Genomic DNA, 17,812 nt, shown 5'->3' on the forward strand with positions numbered 1-17,812 from the left:
CGGTTACCGCTGTGGCCCGCGGGGAATGTCGCCGCGCAGGGTGATGCGGTGCATGACCCGCCGAGCGGATCCGTAGTCGCGGTTGGCGTAGTGGGCGGTGCTGCGGTTGTCCCACAGTGCCACATCTCCCAGACGCCAGCGGTGTCGCACGATGTGCTCCGGCTTGGTGAGGTGGGCGTAGAGCAGGTCCAGGAGGGCCCGGCTCTCGGCGTCGGACACGCCGACGATGTGCGAGGTGAACCCCGGGTTCACGAAGATCCCTCGACGGCCGGTCTCGGGATGGACCCGGACGACCGGGTGCTCGACCGGGTCCAGCCGTGACACCCGCTGGCCCTCCCACACGTTGCCGCCGCGTTGGGCCAGGTAGTAACCGAACTCGCGGGTGCCGTCGTGTACGGCGGTGAGCTGGTCGACAAGCCGCCGTACCGGTTCGCTGAGCGACTCGTACGCCAGTTGCGCGTCGGCCCAGTTGGTGTCGCCGCCGGTCGGCGGAAGGATGACGGGGCGCAGGATCGACCCGAGCGGCGGTCGCCTCATGAAGGTGACGTCGGTGTGCCACACGTCGGCGAAACCGTTGTCGGTGCTGTCCAGGGCGTAGATCTCGGGGTGCGCGTCGTCGACACCACCGACGACCGGGTGCGACGCGGTCAGTTCCCCGATCCGGCGACCCAGGCGCACCTGACCGTCGTCGTCGAGGCGCTGACCGCGCAGGAAGAGCACCTTGCGGTCGACCAGGGCGGCGCGCAACGCGACGATCTCCTCGTCGCTGGCGCCGGCCAGGTCCAGGCCGAGGACCAGGGCGCCGAAGTGCGGTCCGAGTGGTTCGAGGTCGAGGTGGGTGTCTACCGTGGTCATGCGGATGCTCCCTCACTTCGGACAGCGTGTCCGATCTCGGCTCGCAGGGCGGCGTACTCGGGCAGTCCCCGTAGGTCGTCCGGGGTGATGCCGGTGCGGGGCAGCGGGATGGGCAGGTCCAGGACGATCCGGCCGGGGCGGGGGCTGAGCACCACCACCCGGCTGCCGAGAAAGACCGCCTCGTCCACGCTGTGCGTGACGAAGATCGAGGTACGACCGGTCGCGGTGCTGACCGAGCGCAGGTCCTCCTGGAGGCGCTCGCGGGTGAGCGCGTCGAGCGCGGCGAACGGCTCGTCGAGCAGCAGCAGTGGACGGTCGGCGGCGAGGGCCCGGGCGATGGCGACGCGCTGCTGCTGGCCGCCGGAGATCTGCCAGGTGCGGCGCTTGGCCACGTCCTGCAGCCCGACCCGGTGCAGCAACGCGTCGGCACCGTCGGTGGGCCGCCCGGCGTAGCGTAGGGCCAGCTCGATGTTGCCGCCGACGGTCTTCCACGGAAAGAGCCGGGGTTGCTGGAAGACCAGGCCGGCGCCGCGTCCTGGGATCGGTGGCACGCCGCCGGTCAGGACCGTACCGGTGGTGGGTCGTTCGAAGCCGGCGATCAGCCGCAGCAACGTGCTCTTGCCGCACCCGGACGCGCCGACCAGGACGAGGAACTCGCCAGGCGGCACCGTCAGGTCGAGGGGGCCGAGGGCGACGACGTCGCCGTACCGGTGCGCGACGTCGGCGACGGCGACCGCCGGGGTGCCGGCGGACTCAGCCGAGGGCATCGGGTAGCCCGTCGGTGTAGATCGCGGCCTGCACGGCCGCCAGGTCCGGCACGGCGTCGATCTTCTGCTGGTCCTTGAGGAACTGCGCCGCGCTGACCAGGTTGTCGGCGAGCTTGCCCTTGGCCGCTGAGGTGCCCAGCCACGCGGGGCCGGCCAGCTCCGCGGGCCTGAGGAAGACCCCCTGCGAGAGCTGCCGCTGCGCCTCCTCCGGACTCAGGTTGAGCTCGGCGCCCACCGACTTCGCCGCCGCGGCGGGGTCGTCGTGGATCAGGTCCAGCGCCTGGGACTGGGCCTTGCGCCAGGCGTCCACCGCCGCCGGGTGGGCCCGGACGAACTCCGTGGCGACGACGCCGAGGTCCAGCGTGGGCTTGCCGGCGGTGGCCAGCTCACGACTGGTGACCAGCACGGTACCGGTCTTGCGGAGTTCGTCCAGCGACGGCAGCCAGGAGTAGGCCGCGTCCAGGTCGCCCCGGGTCCAGGCCGCCAGGATGTCCTGGGGTTCCAGGTCGACGAGGGTGACCTCCGATTCCTTGACGCCGGCCCGGTCCAGCGCGGCCAGCAGGCTGTAGTGGGCGGTGGAGGCGAAGGGCGTCGCGACCTTCTTGCCGCGCAGGCCGGCCACGTCGGTGACGCCCGAGCCGGTGCGGGCCACCAGTGCCTCGTTGTCGCCGGCGACGTCGAGAACGAAGGCGACCTGGTACGGAATGTTCAGTGGCGCGGATAGACCGCGCGCGACCGGACTCGACCCGATCGCCGCGATGTCGACGCTGCCGGCGACGAAGGCGGTGTTGATGCTCGCGCCGGAGTCGAACCTGGTCCAGGTGATCCGGTAGTCGGGAAGAGCGTCCTCCAGCAGTGCCCGGTTCTTCACGATGAGGTCACCGCTCGGGAATGCCTGGTAGGCGATCCTGATGGTCTTGCGGGCCGGGTCGCCGCCGCTGGCGGCGCCGTCTCCGCAGGCGGTCAGTAGCAGGGACACGGCCGCCAGCAGGCCGACCAGCTTGCGCATCTGTCGTCTCCTAGATCTGGCCCCGCCACGGGATGAGCCGCTTCTCGGCGCTCCGCAGCAGGGCATCGATGATGAGGCCGGACAGGCCGATGGCGAAGAGACCGAGGATGACGACGTCGGTCTGGGAGTACCGCTGGGCGTCGCGGACCATGCCCCCGATGCCGGGCACACCGTTGATCGTCTCCGCGGCGACCACCGAGGAGTACGCCACCCCGACGGCGATCCGGACGCCGGTGAAGATCTCCGGTAGCGCGTGGGGTAGCACCACGTCGCGGATCACCCGAGCACGGCCTGCGCCGAGCGCCCGCGCGGCCTCCACCAGGCCGGTCGGTGCGGAGTGGACGGCGGCCGCCGTCGCGACCGCCACCGGCGGCAACGCCGCGATGGAGAGCAGCCAGAGCTTCGGTGTCTCGTCGATGCCGAACCAGATGATGAAGAGGCTGAAGTAGGCAAGTGGCGGTAGGGCCCGGACGAAGGTGACGACCGGTTCGACCACCACCCGGATCCCACTGACGGTTCCCATCACGACACCGAGGAGCACCCCGCCGGCGACGCCGATCACCGATCCGATCAGGATGCGCCGCAGGCTGACACCGAGGTGCTCGATGAGCAGGTGGCCGCTGTAGCCGCGGATTCCGTCGTGGGTGGTCGACGTCTGGACCAGCTGGTGCCACACCGCTCCGGGCGGCGGAATGAAGGTCGGATTGCCGGCGACCCGGGCGGCGACCTCCCAGAGCCCGTAGAGCACGACGAGGGCGAGTAGTCGGAGCAGGAGTCGGCGACGGCGTCCGCCCCGGGGTGCCGGAGTCCGCCGGGCAGCGGTCGGCACCCCGATCGAGTTCGCCGCGGCGGGCGGTGCGGGGACTGTCGATGTCACCCACTTTTCCTATAGTGCAAGTAGGTATTATGGCAAGGGGAGATCGAAGTACGGGACAACGGCTCGCGCATCGACCTGGATCAGAGCCGTCCTCGGTGGACGGTGTGCGGTTCGGCCTGGCCTACTGACTGGCGGCCACGATGCGTGGCGCGACCACCGCGAGTCGGATGCCGACGGAGATCACTCCCCCCGAGTATCCGACCGGGCCGCCGATCTCGGGCAGCGCCAAGAGAGCGTCCAGGGCGGCCCGCCACTCCGGGACCGTCCTGTCGACCAGCGGGAGGACGAGGGCGTCGATGATGTCGTCGCTGACCTTCTCGCCGGCCGCCATGGCCCGGCGCTGGTCGGCGCATCGGTCTGCCCGGCCGGCGGTCTCGGTCTTCACCGAAGTCGTAGTCCGGCGATGAGGAGGCCGACCATGCGGCGGGCGTCGTAGTGGGGCATGCGGCCCGCGCCGGCGCAGAGGTTGCCGACGGCGAAGAGCAGCTCCTGGGCGTCCGGGTCGGGGTGGATCTCGCCCGCCGCGGCGGCGGCGTCGAGCAGGTGGGCGCAGGCGGGGACGAGGCGGTCGAGGAAGTACCCGTGCAGGGTCTCGAAGGCGGCCGCATCGGATTGCAGTGCCTCGGCCAGGCCGTGCTTGGTGACCAGGAAGTCGACGAACAGGTTGATCCAGGTGGCCAGGGCGGCGTAGGGCGTACCGCTGGTGGCGAGCAGGGTCGGCGCGGCCTCGGCGCACGCCTCGACCTGGTGTCGGTAGACGGCGACGATGAGGTCGGCCCGGGTCGGGAAGTGGCGGTAGATCGTGCCGACGCCGACGCCGGCCCGCGCGGCGATGTCGCGGACGGGCGCGTCGACTCCGACGGTACGGAAGGCCGCAGCGGCGGCCTCCAGCAGCGTCGCCTCGTTGCGGCGGGCGTCGGCCCGCTTGCGTGGGGTCGGCGACGCCGAATCACCGTCACGGTCGATCATCGCGCCGTCATCTCCGATCACCCTTGGCAAACGGAACCGAGTTCCGTATAGTTCTTAGCGGAACCGAGTTCCGTTTGGTTCATGATGCCAGACCCCGGCCGCCGCCGTCACCCTGTGGAGGAACACCATGCAGTACCGCACCCTCGGCCGCACCGGCGTGCAGGTCAGCACCCTCGTGCTCGGCGCGATGAACTTCGGCGCCCTCGGCCGGACCAGCCAGGACGAGGCCACCGCGATCGTCGACGCCGCCCTCGACGCCGGAGTCAACCTGATCGACACCGCCGACCGGTACAGCCAGGGCGAGTCGGAGGAGCTGGTCGGCCGGGCCATCGCCGGTCGCCGCGACGACATCGTGCTGGCCACCAAGGCGACCCTGCCGATGGACGACACGCGCAACCACCGGGGCAGCTCACGCCGCTGGCTGTACACCGCGCTGGACAACAGCCTGCGCCGCCTCGGCGTCGACCACGTCGACCTCTACCAGATCCACCGGTGGGACCCGACGACCAGCGACGAGGAGACGCTGTCCGCGCTGACCGACCTCCAGCGGGCCGGCAAGATCCGCTACTTCGGCTGCTCGACCTTTCCCGCGTACCGGATCGTGCAGGCCGAATGGGCCGCCCGGGAACACCGGCTGAGCCGGTACGTCACCGAACAGCCCAGCTACTCCATCCTGCAACGCGGCATCGAGACCCACGTCCTGCCCGTAACCGAGCAGTACGGGCTCGGCGTGCTCGCCTGGAGCCCGCTCGCCTCGGGCTGGCTGTCGGGCGCGGTCCGCGCCGGCCGGGAGATCACCACCCACCGCGCCGACGTCCTGCCGCAGCGCTTCGACCTCACCGTCGAGGCCAACCGGGCCCGACTCGACGCCGTCGAGCAGTTGGCCAAGGTCGCCGACGAGGCCGGACTGACGCTGATCCAACTCGCGCTCGGGTTCGTCACCGCGCATCCCGCCGTGACCAGCGCGATCATCGGTCCCCGGACGACGGACCACCTGCGTAGCCAGCTCGCGGCCGCCGACACCGTGCTTCCCGCCGACGTCCTCGACGCCATCGACGCCATCGTCAGCCCCGGCGTCGACCTCGCCCCGGAGGAGAAGAACGACACGCCGCCGGCCCTGCTCGACCCGGCACTGCGCCGACGCTGAACACCGCCCCCGCAGCTGCCGGTCGCCCCGCCCCCGGGACCGGGGGGCGGGACGACCGGCAGCTGCGGGGGCGGTCAGTCGGTGGTGAAGGCGAGCAGGTCGGCGGTGAGCCGGGCGGAGTGGGTGACGGCCAGGCCGTGCGCGGCCCCCGGGTACACCAGGAGCTTGCTGTCCGGGATGTCCCGGGCGGTCCGCTCGCCGCAGAGTGCCAACGGCGCGGCCAGGTCACGGTCGCCGTGGACGACCAGGGTCGGTACCGTCACCGCCCGCACGTCCTCGCTCAGATCGGTGGTGTACAGGGTGCGGTACACCTCGACGTTGGCGTGCAGGGAACACTCCAGGGAGAGCTGACAGATCCACTGGACCATCTCGGGGGAGAGGGGAAGATCCGTCGCCGTCCCCGGCGCGCCGACGAGGAAGGGCGCGGCCGTCTCGGCCAGCAGGCGCGGCCGGTCCGCCTGCAACGCGGCCAGCAGGCCCTCGACCACTTCCGGGGGCACGCCGTCCGGGTTGCCGGGCGACTGCAGCAGTACCGGTGTCGTCGAGGCGACCAGCATCAGTCGGCGTACCCGCTGGGCACCGTGCCGGGTCAGGTAGCGGACCGCCTCACCGCCACCCATCGCGTACCCCACGAGGGTGACGTCGCGCAGGTCGAGATGCTCGATGAGCTGGTGCAGGTCGTCGGCGAGGGTGTCGTAGTCGTAACCCCGCCACGGCCAGTCCGAGCGGCCGTGGCCGCGCCGGTCGTAGCGCACGCAGCGCCGGCCCCGGGCCACGAGCCCCGGTACGTGGGCGTCCCACCACCGGATTCCCATGCTGGCGCTGGAGAGGAAGACGACAGGGTGTTCCCCGTCGGTGTCGGCGTAGAAAAGGGCGGTGCCGTCGCTGGCGGACACGTAGGGCATCTCGGCTCCTCCCGTCACCACGTCACGGGTAGGGACACGACGCCGTGGAAGACGGTGCCCCGGCGGAACAGGTCTCCCGGGTCGTCGGTGGCCAGCCGGAGCGTGGGGAACTGCCGGAAGAGGAACGTCAACGCGGTGGTCATCTCCTGGCGGGCCAGGGGAGCCCCCAGACAGTAGTGCGGACCCTTGCCCCACTGGAGGTGCTCGCCGGTGTCGCGGTGCACGTCGATCCGGTCGGGGGCGGGGAAGACCGCCGGGTCGTGGTTGCCCGCCGGGATGGAGATCACCACGGCGTCCCCGGCGTGCATCTGCCGCCCGCCCAACTCCAGATCCTCCAGCACCAGCCGGACGATCGCGTCCTGGGAGATCGACCAGAACCGCATCGACTCCTCGAGGAACTGCGGGATCAGTCGGCCGTCGTCGGCGAGCACGGTGTCCCGGAGCCGGTCGTCACAGAGCAGGCTGAGGATGTTGAGTGCGATCTGGTTGGTGGTGGTCTCGTGCCCGGCCACCAGGACCAGTCGGGCGATCCCGACCAGCTCGTCCCGGGTGATCTCGCCGGTGGCCAGGTTCTCCACCGCGAGTTGACTGATCAGGTCGTCCTGCGGCTCCCGCAGTCGGCGGTCGGCGAGTTCGCCGAGGTAGGCGGTCATCTCCTGGTAGGCGGCGAACGCCGCGGCGAGGTCGTCCTGGGAGATGGTCACCCGGGTCTTCTCCACGAAGAAGGCCGAGTCGGCGTCCGGTACCCCGAGCAGCCGGGCGATGACCAGCGTGGGCAGCTTCCGGGAGAAGGCGTCGTGCAGGTCGGCGGGGCGGTCGCGGGTGGCCAGGTCGGCCAGGAGCGTGGTGGTGAGTTCCTCGATCGCCGGGCGGAGCGCGCGCGCCCGCCGCGCGGTGAACTGGGAGGTGATGAGGCCACGGAGCTTGGCGTGCTCCGCCCCGTCCATGCGCAGGAAGGACGAGGGACGCTCGCCCGGCGGGATCTGGATGCGGACCGGGGCACCCGGCAGGAGTTCGTCGGCGCTCAGCCGGGGGTCCATCAGGGCCTGCTGGACGTCGGGGTGCCGGGTGACGAGCCAGCCACGTCGTCCCTCGGCGGCACCCGCCGGCAGCATCACCGCGCACGGCGGTGCTTCGCGGAGCTTCGCGAGGATCGGCGGTACGGTGCCGTCCTGCGGTCGCGGGAACGGCCAGTCCAGTACGTCTGGTTCGGATGCCAGAGTCACGGGCTCTCCTCTGCGTCTCAATCTGACGACGGTGGCAGAGCCAAATCTCGCATATCGTACTGACGCATCCCTGACAGTTGCACAACGCAATTATCGCCCGGTTGGGCGAAAATGCGAGCAGGCGGCATCGCCCGGGGTCGGATGCTATTCCGACCCCGGGCCCGGATATCATCTCAATCGGCCGGTAAACCGACGAATCTTCCCATTGAAGTAGCCGCGTAGTCGAAGAACTCGTCCGGTTCCTCCGCGAATCCCTGGACGTGGCCGTACACGGCGAAACTCACCATCCCGAGGAACTGGGTCCACGCCACCAGCATTCGAGCGATGACCGGTTGTGGCAACCCGGCAAGCAGGCCGTTGCCCAGGTTCTCCACGTTGCGCAGCATGCCTACCGAGAGTTGCGGGTCGTCGTCCCGCCGCTCGGTGAGCCGGCCGGCCTCCTGGGCCCGGCGGAGCAGGTTGATCAGGATCACCGCGGTGCGGGCCCCGACCAGCATGGTCTCCGGCGGTGCGCTGTAGCCGGGCCGGGGCGGACCCCAGATGAGCGCGTACTTCTCGGGGTTGGCCTGGGCCCAGATCCGGACCTGCCGGCAGGTGGACACCCACTGTTCCAGCAGCCCACGCTGCTCGGCCCGGGCCTGCTCCGCACCGCCCTCGGCGTGCGCGCCCATCTCCTGGTACGCCTCGATCACCAGGGCGGTGAAGAGCGTGGACTCGTCCGGGTGCAGGCTGGTGACCTCTTCGGCCGGTACCCCCGCCGCCGCGGCGAGGTCCTGCGGTCGCAGCACTTCGGGGCCGACCAGGGCGAGCCTGGCGTACGCCTGCTGTCTGATCAGGTCCGGTACCGACTGGGATTGGATGCCGTTCATGCGGTTGGTTTCGCCTTTCTCGGGTCAGACGTGCACAGGACGACGTCGGGGCAGCAACTGGATCAGGAGACCGATCGCCACCGTGAACGCGACCAGCCAGACCAGGCCCTCCAGGAACGCCGGCGGGTACGCGCCCGGGTCGGTCCGCGAACCGAGGGCGTTGTAGAAGACGACACCCACGATCGCCACCCCCACCGCGCCGCCCACCTGCTGCGACGTTGCCAGGACACCGGCCGCCGCACCGGCGTACTCGGGGTTGATGTTGGTCAGCACCGTGTTGGTGAGCGGTGCCAGCACCAGCCCCATACCGGCGCCGGCCAGGGCGAAAGCCGGGATGAGCACGCCCGCGCCGTCGACGACGCCGATCCGGTCCACCATGAGGTAGGTCAGGCCCAGCCCGACCAGCATCACCACCGCGCCGATGGTGAGCACGTGGCGACCGATCCGGGCGGCGATCGGCTCGGCCAGCAGCGAGGCGACGAAGTACCCCACGCCGATCGGGGTGAAGATCAGGCCGGACTCCAGCGCGCTCATGCCCCGCCCGGCCTGCAGGTAGATGGCCAGGAAGAGGAAGAACGACCCCATCAGCATGTTGAACAGCACCGTGACGACCAGCCCGACACTGAAGGCGCGCTCCCGGAACAGCCGCATGTCGATCAGCGGCCCTCCGTCGCGTGCGCCGAGCCGGCTCTGGTGTCGGGCGAAGGTGATCAACAGGGGTACCGCCGCCGCCAGCGTGATCCAGGTCCACAGCGGCCAACCCCGCTCACGTCCCTCGACCAGCGGCAGCACCAGCGCGACGAGCCCGGCGGCGATCAGCACCGTGCCGACGAAGTCCAGCCGGGTACGGGTCGTGGCCCGGGACTCCGGCACGTAGCGCAGTGCGAGCGCGATGGTCAGCAACCCGATCGGGACGTTCACCAGGTAGCAGTTCCGCCAGCTCAGACCCAGGATGTCGGCCTCGATCAGCAGACCGCCGACGAGCTGGCCGCTGACCGAGGCGAGCCCCAACGTCACCGCGTAGGCGGTGAACGCGCGGGCCCGGGCGGCCCCGGTGTACACCACACCGAGGATGGCCAGCCCCTGCGGCATCATCAGCGAGGCCGACAGGCCCTGGACGATCCGGGCGCCGACCAGGAACTCGGCCGAGGGGGCGAGGCCGCAGGCCGCCGACGCGGCGGTGAAGCAGGCCAGACCCACCAGGAAGATCCGCTTGCGGCCGTACAGGTCCCCGAGTCTGCCGCAGATGATCAGGCCGGTGGCCAGGGACAGCCAGTATCCGGCGATGATGAACTGAATCGCCGCCGGACTCGCCCCCAGTTCCCGTTGGGTCGAGGGAATGGCGACGTTCACGATGAAGAAGTCGAGCGCCACCATGAAGGTGGCCGCGAGAATCACCGGCATGACGATCCACCGGGGTTTACCACCCGGTTGGGCGGAGGGCGCGGAGACGTCCCGCTCGACCGCTGTCGGCGGCGTGATGGTCTCGGACAACGAGTCCCTCCCGGTCGGCTCAGGGCGGTCTCGACCGCCCTCGATGATGGCGTCCGGCGACGCACGTCGGGTTGGTCGCCCGAGCCCGTCGGCGGGCCGTTGGCGGAACTGCCGAGGTCGGCAGCCCGTGCCGAGCCCGTTCCGTGGCACGGACGGCTGGCTCCTCACCATGGTCAAGTGCCACCCGGGGTCCTGTCGATTACGTCGCAGGTAAGACGGTGCGTCCGGCGCGCGGCTCGGGGTCGGGTCGGTGGGTGGACGGAGTCGCCGGCGGGCCCCGGCGCGAACGGAGGGCTCCCCTTCTGCTACTGAGGGTGGCGGAAGGTCGGTCGCGGGCCGGCTCGTCCGGGGGTGTCGTCGCCCCCCGGGGGCCGTCGCCACTGACCCGTCAAAACGGCATGGACCGTCGGCTATGCCGTGCCCAAGCCGGACTACGTGACCTTTTTCGATCACCCGAGATGTTGTCGCCGGATCGTCGTGGCAGTTATTGCTAAGCGTAGTTAAAACGCGATCCGGGCCTGCTCGTTCTGGTAGTGATTGGGTGAACTAGCGTCCAAGGCAAGGCGGCTGGCATTGACGCTTGGAACTTCCACTTGTTACTGTCCCCATCGTCCTCAGTTGCGCATCGTGGCGATTTCGCCTGCTAAAGCCTGCGCCTACCTGCGTGGTGAGGCAACGAGTCGCATACCTGCGTGGCACCGGTGTCGGGTGCGTTCCGGCATCGGTCCCACGCCCACGTAAATACTTCGCACCTCCTCGATGCGTGTCCCGATCCGAACCGTTGAGCTGGCACGATGTCTGAGCTGTCGGGAGTGGTCATGAATTTCTGGATCTTGGGGAGAGTCGCCGCAGGCTCGGGCGACCGCTTGGTGCACTTCCGCGGCGGGATGCAGGGCGCGTTGCTGATGGCCCTCCTCGCCGCGGAGGGGCAGATCCTGTCGACCGGCACCCTCATCACCGAACTCTGGGGGGACAACCCGCCGGACTCGGTGGAGAACGCCCTGCAGGCGCACGTGAGTCGGCTCCGTCGAAAGCTGCAGTCGATCGAGCCGGATCGTCCCACGTCGCGCCTCGTGGCGCAGGCCAGTGGTTACCGGCTGCTGCTCGACGGAGCGGGTGTCGACGCGAAGGTCTTCACCGACGCGCTCGCCGCCGCCCGCGCCGCCGTGGGCGTCCGCCCCACCGAGGTGGCGTACCGGCTCCGGGAGGCGTTGGCCCTCTGGCAGGGGCCGGCCTTCGGTGGTACCGCCGCCGGTATGACCGCCGAGGCAGCCGCGGTACGCCTGGAGGAGTCCCGCATCGCCGCGCTCGAACTCCTCTTCGACGTCGAGCTGAAGCTGGGCTGCCACACCGACATCGTGCCCGAGCTGACCGCCCTGGTCCGGGTCGAGGCACCGAACGAGCGGCTCTGTGAGCAGCTGATGGTGGCCCTCTACCGGTGTGGCCGGCAGAGTGAGGCGCTCAACGTCTACCAGTGGATGCGCAACCGGATGGCCGAGGAACTCGGTATCGACCCGTCACCGATGTTGCGCAACCACGAACGCGCCATCCTCGCCCATGATCGGGAGCTGCGGATCCGGGAGGACCACCTACTGCTCCGGCAGCCCGTCGGCTGACCGTGCCGGCACCGGTCCCACCCGCGCGCCGGGGTGGGACGGCGTACGTCGCTCCGTGCTCCCCGGCCGGTGCCGACCGCGTTGGCCGGTCATCCGCACGGCCCTGCCTCCCCGACCGGCTCCGGCCGGCGGGGAGGCAGGGCCGTGCGGTCAGGCGGTGAGCAGCCGGTTGAGTTCGGCCAGGGCGCTGTCCGCCTCCCTGGCCAGGTCGAGGTCGTCCGGCGCGGCGCAGATCGCACCGAAGAGTTCGACGATCCGGTGCAGGGCCACCCCGACCTGTGCTTCCCGGTCCTCCGACATGACAGACCCTCCTTCTGGTCAGAACGCGTTCGAGGCGCGGAAGATGTGGGCGAAACCGGCGATGCTCGCGCCACCCCGGAAGGCCACGTACTCGGGCAGCACCAGGTCCGGCGCCCACTTCTGCTTGTAGGCGAGCTGCGTCTGTGCCGGGTACACGGCCTCGCCGTGCAGCCACAACAGCTCCATGAACTGACGGAACCCCGGATCGAAGCCGGGCAACTCGTACTCGGGGCGCAGGCCGGTGAACGGGGTGAAACCGAAGTGCAGCCACGGCACGCCCTCGGACCGGAAGGTCTCGATGGCGTGCACGTTGATCGCCTCCATGATGCCCGGGATGCGGCTGGGCTGTCGCCGGCTCAGGTCGTGCATCCAGCCCGGCCGCCCGCCGTAGACGGGGGAGTAGGAGATGTAGCCCACCGGCTGCCCGTCGATGAGCCCGACGAACATGCGCCGGTGCGGCTGCATCGCGTCACCGTACTGACCGACCAGGAACTCCAACTGCCGGGCGTGCTCGCCCTTGCTGCGCAGCCACACCTGGTCGATCTCACGCAACGCCGGGAAGAGCGAGTCGTCGGTCGCCTCGACCACCGTCAACCCGGCCCGCAACGACCGGGACACCTTGTTGCGCAACTGCATGAACCGGGTGCCGCGCAGGGAGAACGCGGCCAGGTCGCAGGCGTACGAGGCGCCGATCTGGTTGACGGTGAAGCCGGACTCGGCGTACACCTCGGCGTCGGCCCGCTGGAGCTGGACGGCGACCAGCTCCAGTTCCTGCTCGTCGGCCATCCGGACCAGACCCGCCAGCAGGTCCCGGTACGAACCGGCCGGCGCGAACGGGCCGCCGAACTGCACCAGGAACCGTCCGGTCCGCCGGTAGACCACGAGACCGGGCCGGTCGGGTAGTTGGAGATAGGAGTTGCCCTCGCTGACGGCGAGGAACGAACTCGGATTGTCGGCGCTGGTGAACGCGCGTACGGCGGCGAGCGCCGGATGTGTCGCGGTTAGTGTCGCAGTCACCTGAAAATCCCCTTTCCGCTTTGCCTTGTGTCGATGTGGCAGCTCTCCCTTGAGAGCCATTCTAGGGGAGTTTGACGAGGTGAAACACGAACCTTTCGGCCTGTCAGTTGCCTGTCAGCGGCCTGTCAGCGCGGGTGTGCAGAATCATGTTTGTCGAAAGCGGAAGGAACCAACCGGAACCCGAAGCGATCGGCACGGGAGAGGTACCCGAAGTGGCCTATTGGGGGCCGAGGTCAGCCTCGGTCGGGCTCACGCCCACGCAGCGTTCGAATCCTGCCCTCTCCGCTGGTCGCCGTGTCACCTGACGAAAGAGTCGCCGATGTCACTGGAGACCATTCGTGGACTACCGGGACTGGTCATCGCCAATCCCACCGCCGGCACGATGCGCGCCGATCTGGTCACGGAGTTGACCGCGCTGGCCACACGCTTCCTGCCCGACGTCCAGGTGCACTGGACCACCGGCCGGGGCGACGCCGAGACCGTTGCCCGTACCGCCGCCACCCGCACCACCGGTCGTCCCGGCCTGATCATGGCCGTCGGCGGTGACGGCACCGTACGCGAGGTCGTCGCGGGCCTGGCCGCGGCCGCCGGCGAGGCCGACCGCGCCGCCGAGGGCGGCCCCGCGCTGCTGGTCGTCCCGGCCGGCACCGGAAACTCCAACCACCTGGCCCAGTGGGGCGACCTGCCCTGGACCGAGGCGGTACCGGCAGCCCTGACCCCCGGCGGCGACGTCGCGCTGCGCATGTTCGACCTGGCCAGACTGGTCGAGACCGACGAGCTCGTCCTGCTGGGGGCATGTTCCGGACTGATCGCCGAGGCGTTGACCTACGCCCGCGACGTGCCGACGACGGGGCGGGCGCGGTATCAGGTCGCCCTTGCCCGGGCCGCCCGCGACCACCACCCCTACCCGGGCCGGGTCGAGGTCGACGGCGTACGCGTGCACGAGGGACCGACCGTGCTGGCCAACGTGGGCGGGGGCCGCCACCGGGGCGGGCAGTACCAGGTGCTGCCGCACTCCGTCCTCGACGACGGGCTGCTCGACGTCTGCGTCATCGGAGCCGAGACCGCCCCGCCGGACGTCCCGGAACTGACCCGCCGGGCGGCCCACCTGGACCAGCCCGGGGTCGTCTACGCCCGCGGCCGGCGCATCACCGTCAGCCGGCTGGACGGCGAACCGCTGTGGTTCGAACACGACGGTGAACTCCTGCCCCGCAGCCGCTCCACCGTCACCCTCCAGGTGCTGCCCCGGGTGCTGCCGGTGCTGTGCCGGGCCAGCCGGCGCGCCGGCTGACGGCCGGGTCACCCGATGGCCGTGTCGCGGGAACCCGCCGCCGACCCGCCCCACGGCGAGCCGCCGGACCCACCGCTGATCACCACGCTGGCCCGCTGGGCCGCCGGGCTGCGCTTCGAGCAGATCCCACCCCGGATCGTCGAACTGGCCACCAGCCAGGTGCTCGCCCAACTCGCGGCGATCCGCGCCGGGCTGCGCCACTCGGCCGGTTCGGCGCTGGTGGCGGCCTTCGGGCCACCTCGCCAGCCGGACCCGCGCCGCGCCGCGGCGGTCCTCGGTGTGCTCGGCTCCTGGCTGAACCTCGACGACACCGCCTACGCCGGGCATCTCGCCCCCTCCACGGTCGCGGTGCCGCTGGCGTACGCCCGGTCGGGCGGGCTGGACGGGCGGGCGCTGCTGACCGCGGTGGTCGCCGCGAACGAGTGCGCGGCCCGGATCACCGCGGCCGCCACCCTCGGGCCGCTACGCGGGCAGAGTGCCCTGCACACGCACCTGGCCGGTGCGGTGGCCGGGCGGCTGAGCAGCGAAGGCGCCCCCGGCGACCGGTGGGTGGCCGCGCTCAGCCTCGCCTTCGCCGCCCCACCGTGGCCGATGATGCACGCCTTCCTCGGTGGCGACGCCAAACTGCTGCACGTGCTGCCGTCGATCCGGACGGCGATGGACGCCTGCGACGCGGCCGCCGCGGGGCTGACCGGCGTCCCGGACATCCTGGAACATCCCCGGGGCTTCCTGGGCCGGTTCGCGACCGTGCCCCTGCCCGAGGTGGTCACCGACGAACTGGGCAGGCGTTGGCACACCGACACCCTCTCGTTCAAGCTGCGGCCCGGGGGACCCGGGGTGGACGCGGCGGTGGACTGCGCCATCGAACTGCACCGACGCATCGGTGGCACACCCATCGACTCGGTCGAGGTGGCGGCGTCGGCATACACGCTCTACGCCGGTCAGCAGGCCGCACCGTACCTGGCCGGCCCGGACACCCCGCTCAGCGCGTTGCTGCTCGACACCACGTACCCGGTGGCCACCGCCCTGCTCACCGGTGACCTCACCGTCGCCGACTTCGACACACCGGCGGTGCGGGACCCGGCCCGGTGGGCGCTGGCCGCCCGGATCCGTCAGCTGCACGACCCGGCGATGAGCCGGGAGCTGTTCTGCTCCGTGGCGCCCTTCGGCGGTGCGGTGCGCCGGGCGGGGGAGCGGGGGGTGGCCTGGCTGCGCGAGTTCGTCGGCCCGGAACTGGCCGCCCTCGCCGAACCGGACCGCCCCGCCGGTGGCGGTCGCTCGACCGCGCACGACGGGGTGCCGCCGGAGGGGCAACGGTTCGAGGAATCCGGCAAGGCGACCCCGGCCCGGGTCACCGTCGGGCTGGCCGACGGTAGGTCGTTGAGCGAGACCCGCAGCGTGCCCCTCGGCGCGGCCGGCCCGCAGACCCGCCGGCAGCACCGGGAGCTGGTCCGGGGAAAGTTCCTCGCCCAGGGCGGCAGTGGCCCGGTCGCCGATGCCCTCGGCGGGTTGGCCGGCGTCGCGGCGGACCGACTGCCGCACCTGATCGACGCGGCGCTGCGCTGATTACGCGGCGACCACGTTGATTCCCGCGACCAGTTCCGGACCGTTTACGGACCGCCGGTGGTGACCATCCTCGGCCCGGGTGCCGTCACATTCTCTTCCGGTCGGGTCAGAACTTGGTCAGTCGGCTGTCAGGCGACACTGACACGCTGGGCGCGTCACATTGGCGTGGGGTGCGGTGAATGACCCCGACACATGGCGCGAGGAGCTTGTCGCGTGGCTATTGCCAGTGAAGTGAACGTCTCGCGTGCAGCGACGGAAACTGCACACGCGGCCGAGGTTTCCATTGCGGGTCCGGTGCGCAGCTACGACTCGTACATCGCCGACCGTGATGTCGGCGGCGTCGGTTGGGTGTACACGGTCAGCGCCCGGTCACTGCTGGAGGACGTGTTCACGAGTGTCAGTGTCAAACGGACCCTCGAACAGAATCCCGATTCCACGGCCGCGCTGCATCCGTACGTGGTGGGCCGGTGCGCGGTCGCTTCCGGCGCCGACATCGACGCGGCGGTGGACGCGGCGGCCGCCGCGGGACCGCTCTGGGCGGCGGTGCCGTTGACCGACCGGATGCGCCTCGGCGAGATGTTCCGGGCCCGGCTCCGGGAACACCGGCAGACCTTCCTCGACCTGCTGATGGCCGAGGCGCACCCGCGCATGTTGGCCGAGTGGGAGCTCTCCTGCCTGGAGCAGGTCTACAGCGAGGAGAGCTGCAGCTGGTACCAGCAGCAGATGCACGCGGAGTTCCAGCACGGTCCACGCCGGCTCGTCGTACGGCGCAGCCCCGACGGGGTGGTCTGCATCAACCCGCCGCAGAACGCCCCGGCCCCCAGCGCCGCCCTCGCCGTGCTGGTGCTGATGGCCGGCAACGCGGTGGTCGTCCGCGCCCCGCGCAGCATCGCGCTGAGCACGATGTACGTCGTACGGGAACTGATCGCCCCGCTGCTGCGGGAACTCGGCGCGCCCCCCGGCACGCTCAACGTGGTCTGCGGCAAACCACAGCAGACCATCGACAGGTGGCTGGCCCACCCGGACGTCGACGACATCCTCTACTTCGGCGGCAGCGACGAGGGGCTGCGGTTCGAGCAGGAGTGCGTGGCCCGGGGCAAGAAGCCGATCCTGGAACTGGCCGGCAACGACGGCCTGGTGGTCTGGCGCGACGCCGACCTGGACATGGCCGCCGAGGCGATCACCGAGTGCTTCTACGGCTCCGGGCAGATCTGCATGGTCCCGAACTACGTCCTGGCCCACCCCGACATCGCCGAGGACCTGCTGGCCCGGGTCCGGCAGCAGGTGACCCGGGTGCGGCCCGGCTACCCCGAGGACGAGGACGTACTGCTCTCCCCGGTACGGCGCAGCGAGAAGTTCTTCCGGCTGCTGCACCAGGCACTCGACGCCGGCGCGGAGCTGGTCTGCGGCGGCGGACGGATGGAACTGGACGGCACCCGCTCGGACACCGGCGTCTTCCTCGAACCCACCGTGGTGCGGGTCGAGGGCCTGGCCGGGGCCCGCCGACTGGACATCGTCAAGCACGAGACGTTCTTCCCGCTGATCCCGTTCGTGGTGCCCGAGAACGGCCCGGACGAGCTGCTGCTGGACCAGTTCGTCGACTTCCTCAACACCAACATCTACGGCCTGCGCAACTCCCTGTGGACCACCTCGACGTCGGTCATCGACCGTTTCGTCGACCGGGTGCACAACGGGGGGCTGTTCAAGGTCAACGACTCCCACATCGGATTCCTGCCGTACCTGCCCAGCCACGGCGGGACCGGGTTGACCGGGGGCACCTTCGGCGAGGCGAACTACCCGATCCTCAAGACCTCGCACCTGCAGGGCATCAGCGTCTGTTCCGGCATCCGCCCGCGTACCGCGGTCTTCGGCGAGTAACGGCACCGCGTCCCACCCGGTCCACC

The 17,812-nt window shown here is 70.6% G+C and carries 17 protein-coding genes and 1 tRNA gene; 6 read left to right on the forward strand and 12 right to left on the reverse strand.

The features are described from left to right. Positions 1 to 3 precede the first annotated feature (3 nt). From GA0070617_RS13140 to GA0070617_RS13165, 6 genes are all read right to left on the reverse strand, one after another. Positions 4 to 855 carry a TauD/TfdA dioxygenase family protein gene (locus GA0070617_RS13140; protein ID WP_091436987.1) on the reverse strand — a complete coding sequence of 284 codons (852 nt, stop codon included), beginning with the start codon at positions 853 to 855 and terminating at the stop codon, positions 4 to 6. Next, positions 852 to 1,622, reverse strand: coding sequence for an ABC transporter ATP-binding protein (locus GA0070617_RS13145; protein WP_091436989.1), 771 nt, complete (start codon positions 1,620 to 1,622; stop codon positions 852 to 854). Before GA0070617_RS13145 ends, GA0070617_RS13140 begins: the two co-directional genes overlap by 4 nt. Next, on the reverse strand, positions 1,609 to 2,631 hold the full coding sequence (locus tag GA0070617_RS13150; RefSeq protein WP_091436992.1) for a taurine ABC transporter substrate-binding protein: 1,023 nt from the start codon (positions 2,629 to 2,631) through the stop codon (positions 1,609 to 1,611). The genes GA0070617_RS13145 and GA0070617_RS13150 overlap by 14 nt, the downstream gene beginning before the upstream one ends. A 10-nt stretch (positions 2,632 to 2,641) precedes the next feature. Continuing rightward, complete coding sequence (locus tag GA0070617_RS13155) at positions 2,642 to 3,508, reverse strand: ABC transporter permease (RefSeq protein ID WP_091436995.1); 867 nt, start codon at positions 3,506 to 3,508, stop codon at positions 2,642 to 2,644. Between the two features lie 121 nt (positions 3,509 to 3,629). Beyond that, positions 3,630 to 3,893 (reverse strand): hypothetical protein, encoded by a 264-nt coding sequence (locus tag GA0070617_RS13160; RefSeq protein ID WP_229688483.1) that lies wholly within the window; start codon positions 3,891 to 3,893, stop codon positions 3,630 to 3,632. Next, the gene (locus GA0070617_RS13165) at positions 3,890 to 4,477 is read right to left on the reverse strand and encodes a TetR/AcrR family transcriptional regulator (protein ID WP_091436997.1); all 588 of its coding nucleotides are present in this window, start codon (positions 4,475 to 4,477) and stop codon (positions 3,890 to 3,892) included. The genes GA0070617_RS13160 and GA0070617_RS13165 overlap by 4 nt, the downstream gene beginning before the upstream one ends. Positions 4,478 to 4,604: 127 nt before the next feature. Between GA0070617_RS13165 and GA0070617_RS13170 the strand changes: the two genes are divergently transcribed. Continuing rightward, positions 4,605 to 5,624 carry an aldo/keto reductase gene (locus GA0070617_RS13170; RefSeq protein WP_091436999.1) on the forward strand — a complete coding sequence of 340 codons (1,020 nt, stop codon included), beginning with the start codon at positions 4,605 to 4,607 and terminating at the stop codon, positions 5,622 to 5,624. Between the two features lie 74 nt (positions 5,625 to 5,698). Here GA0070617_RS13170 and GA0070617_RS13175 read toward each other — a convergent pair whose 3' ends face one another. From GA0070617_RS13175 to GA0070617_RS13190, 4 genes are all read right to left on the reverse strand, one after another. Then, positions 5,699 to 6,529: an alpha/beta fold hydrolase gene (locus GA0070617_RS13175; RefSeq protein ID WP_091437001.1), complete on the reverse strand. Its 831-nt coding sequence runs from the start codon at positions 6,527 to 6,529 to the stop codon at positions 5,699 to 5,701. Between the two features lie 14 nt (positions 6,530 to 6,543). Further along, positions 6,544 to 7,755, reverse strand: coding sequence for a cytochrome P450 (locus GA0070617_RS13180; protein WP_217628797.1), 1,212 nt, complete (start codon positions 7,753 to 7,755; stop codon positions 6,544 to 6,546). A 173-nt stretch (positions 7,756 to 7,928) separates the two neighbouring features. Next, positions 7,929 to 8,624 (reverse strand): TetR-like C-terminal domain-containing protein, encoded by a 696-nt coding sequence (locus GA0070617_RS13185; protein ID WP_091437003.1) that lies wholly within the window; start codon positions 8,622 to 8,624, stop codon positions 7,929 to 7,931. Between the two features lie 24 nt (positions 8,625 to 8,648). Beyond that, positions 8,649 to 10,118 carry an MFS transporter gene (locus GA0070617_RS13190; protein ID WP_229688484.1) on the reverse strand — a complete coding sequence of 490 codons (1,470 nt, stop codon included), beginning with the start codon at positions 10,116 to 10,118 and terminating at the stop codon, positions 8,649 to 8,651. Between the two features lie 818 nt (positions 10,119 to 10,936). Between GA0070617_RS13190 and GA0070617_RS13195 the strand changes: the two genes are divergently transcribed. After that, positions 10,937 to 11,734 (forward strand): AfsR/SARP family transcriptional regulator, encoded by a 798-nt coding sequence (locus tag GA0070617_RS13195; protein ID WP_091446349.1) that lies wholly within the window; start codon positions 10,937 to 10,939, stop codon positions 11,732 to 11,734. Between the two features lie 150 nt (positions 11,735 to 11,884). Here the strand turns inward: GA0070617_RS13195 and GA0070617_RS30545 are convergent, their stop codons facing one another. Together GA0070617_RS30545 and GA0070617_RS13200 are read right to left on the reverse strand one after the other, a co-directional pair. Further along, positions 11,885 to 12,034, reverse strand: coding sequence for a hypothetical protein (locus GA0070617_RS30545; protein ID WP_175440513.1), 150 nt, complete (start codon positions 12,032 to 12,034; stop codon positions 11,885 to 11,887). Between the two features lie 18 nt (positions 12,035 to 12,052). Next, the gene (locus GA0070617_RS13200) at positions 12,053 to 13,051 is read right to left on the reverse strand and encodes a bifunctional lysylphosphatidylglycerol flippase/synthetase MprF (RefSeq protein WP_229688485.1); all 999 of its coding nucleotides are present in this window, start codon (positions 13,049 to 13,051) and stop codon (positions 12,053 to 12,055) included. Between the two features lie 197 nt (positions 13,052 to 13,248). Between GA0070617_RS13200 and GA0070617_RS30550 the strand changes: the two genes are divergently transcribed. From GA0070617_RS30550 to GA0070617_RS13215, 4 genes are all read left to right on the forward strand, one after another. Continuing rightward, a tRNA-OTHER gene (locus GA0070617_RS30550) sits at positions 13,249 to 13,336 on the forward strand. A gap of 34 nt (positions 13,337 to 13,370) precedes the next feature. After that, positions 13,371 to 14,342 (forward strand): diacylglycerol/lipid kinase family protein, encoded by a 972-nt coding sequence (locus tag GA0070617_RS13205; RefSeq protein ID WP_091437007.1) that lies wholly within the window; start codon positions 13,371 to 13,373, stop codon positions 14,340 to 14,342. Between the two features lie 15 nt (positions 14,343 to 14,357). Further along, entirely contained in the window at positions 14,358 to 15,908 is a 1,551-nt protein-coding gene (locus GA0070617_RS13210) for an MmgE/PrpD family protein (protein ID WP_091437009.1), read from the forward strand. 294 nt (positions 15,909 to 16,202) lie between these two features. Beyond that, the gene (locus GA0070617_RS13215; RefSeq protein ID WP_229688486.1) at positions 16,203 to 17,786 is read left to right on the forward strand and encodes an aldehyde dehydrogenase family protein; all 1,584 of its coding nucleotides are present in this window, start codon (positions 16,203 to 16,205) and stop codon (positions 17,784 to 17,786) included. The last annotated feature ends 26 nt before the right edge of the window (positions 17,787 to 17,812 follow it).

Source organism: Micromonospora yangpuensis (assembly GCF_900091615.1).
GTDB lineage: Bacteria > Actinomycetota > Actinomycetes > Mycobacteriales > Micromonosporaceae > Micromonospora > Micromonospora yangpuensis.

Bases quoted from the DNA above. Each gene is read 5' to 3' on its own strand.
- GA0070617_RS13165 (WP_091436997.1), bottom strand. From the start codon at position 4,477: ATGATCGACCGTGACGGTGATTCGGCGTCGCCGACCCCACGCAAGCGG.
- GA0070617_RS13210 (WP_091437009.1), top strand. From the start codon at position 14,358: ATGGCCGTGTCGCGGGAACCCGCCGCCGACCCGCCCCACGGCGAGCCG.
- GA0070617_RS13170 (WP_091436999.1), top strand. From the start codon at position 4,605: ATGCAGTACCGCACCCTCGGCCGCACCGGCGTGCAGGTCAGCACCCTC.
- GA0070617_RS13175 (WP_091437001.1), bottom strand. From the start codon at position 6,529: ATGCCCTACGTGTCCGCCAGCGACGGCACCGCCCTTTTCTACGCCGAC.
- GA0070617_RS13195 (WP_091446349.1), top strand. From the start codon at position 10,937: ATGAATTTCTGGATCTTGGGGAGAGTCGCCGCAGGCTCGGGCGACCGC.
- GA0070617_RS13185 (WP_091437003.1), bottom strand. From the start codon at position 8,624: ATGAACGGCATCCAATCCCAGTCGGTACCGGACCTGATCAGACAGCAG.
- GA0070617_RS13145 (WP_091436989.1), bottom strand. From the start codon at position 1,622: ATGCCCTCGGCTGAGTCCGCCGGCACCCCGGCGGTCGCCGTCGCCGAC.
- GA0070617_RS13140 (WP_091436987.1), bottom strand. From the start codon at position 855: ATGACCACGGTAGACACCCACCTCGACCTCGAACCACTCGGACCGCAC.
- GA0070617_RS13205 (WP_091437007.1), top strand. From the start codon at position 13,371: ATGTCACTGGAGACCATTCGTGGACTACCGGGACTGGTCATCGCCAAT.
- GA0070617_RS13150 (WP_091436992.1), bottom strand. From the start codon at position 2,631: ATGCGCAAGCTGGTCGGCCTGCTGGCGGCCGTGTCCCTGCTACTGACC.
- GA0070617_RS30545 (WP_175440513.1), bottom strand. From the start codon at position 12,034: ATGTCGGAGGACCGGGAAGCACAGGTCGGGGTGGCCCTGCACCGGATC.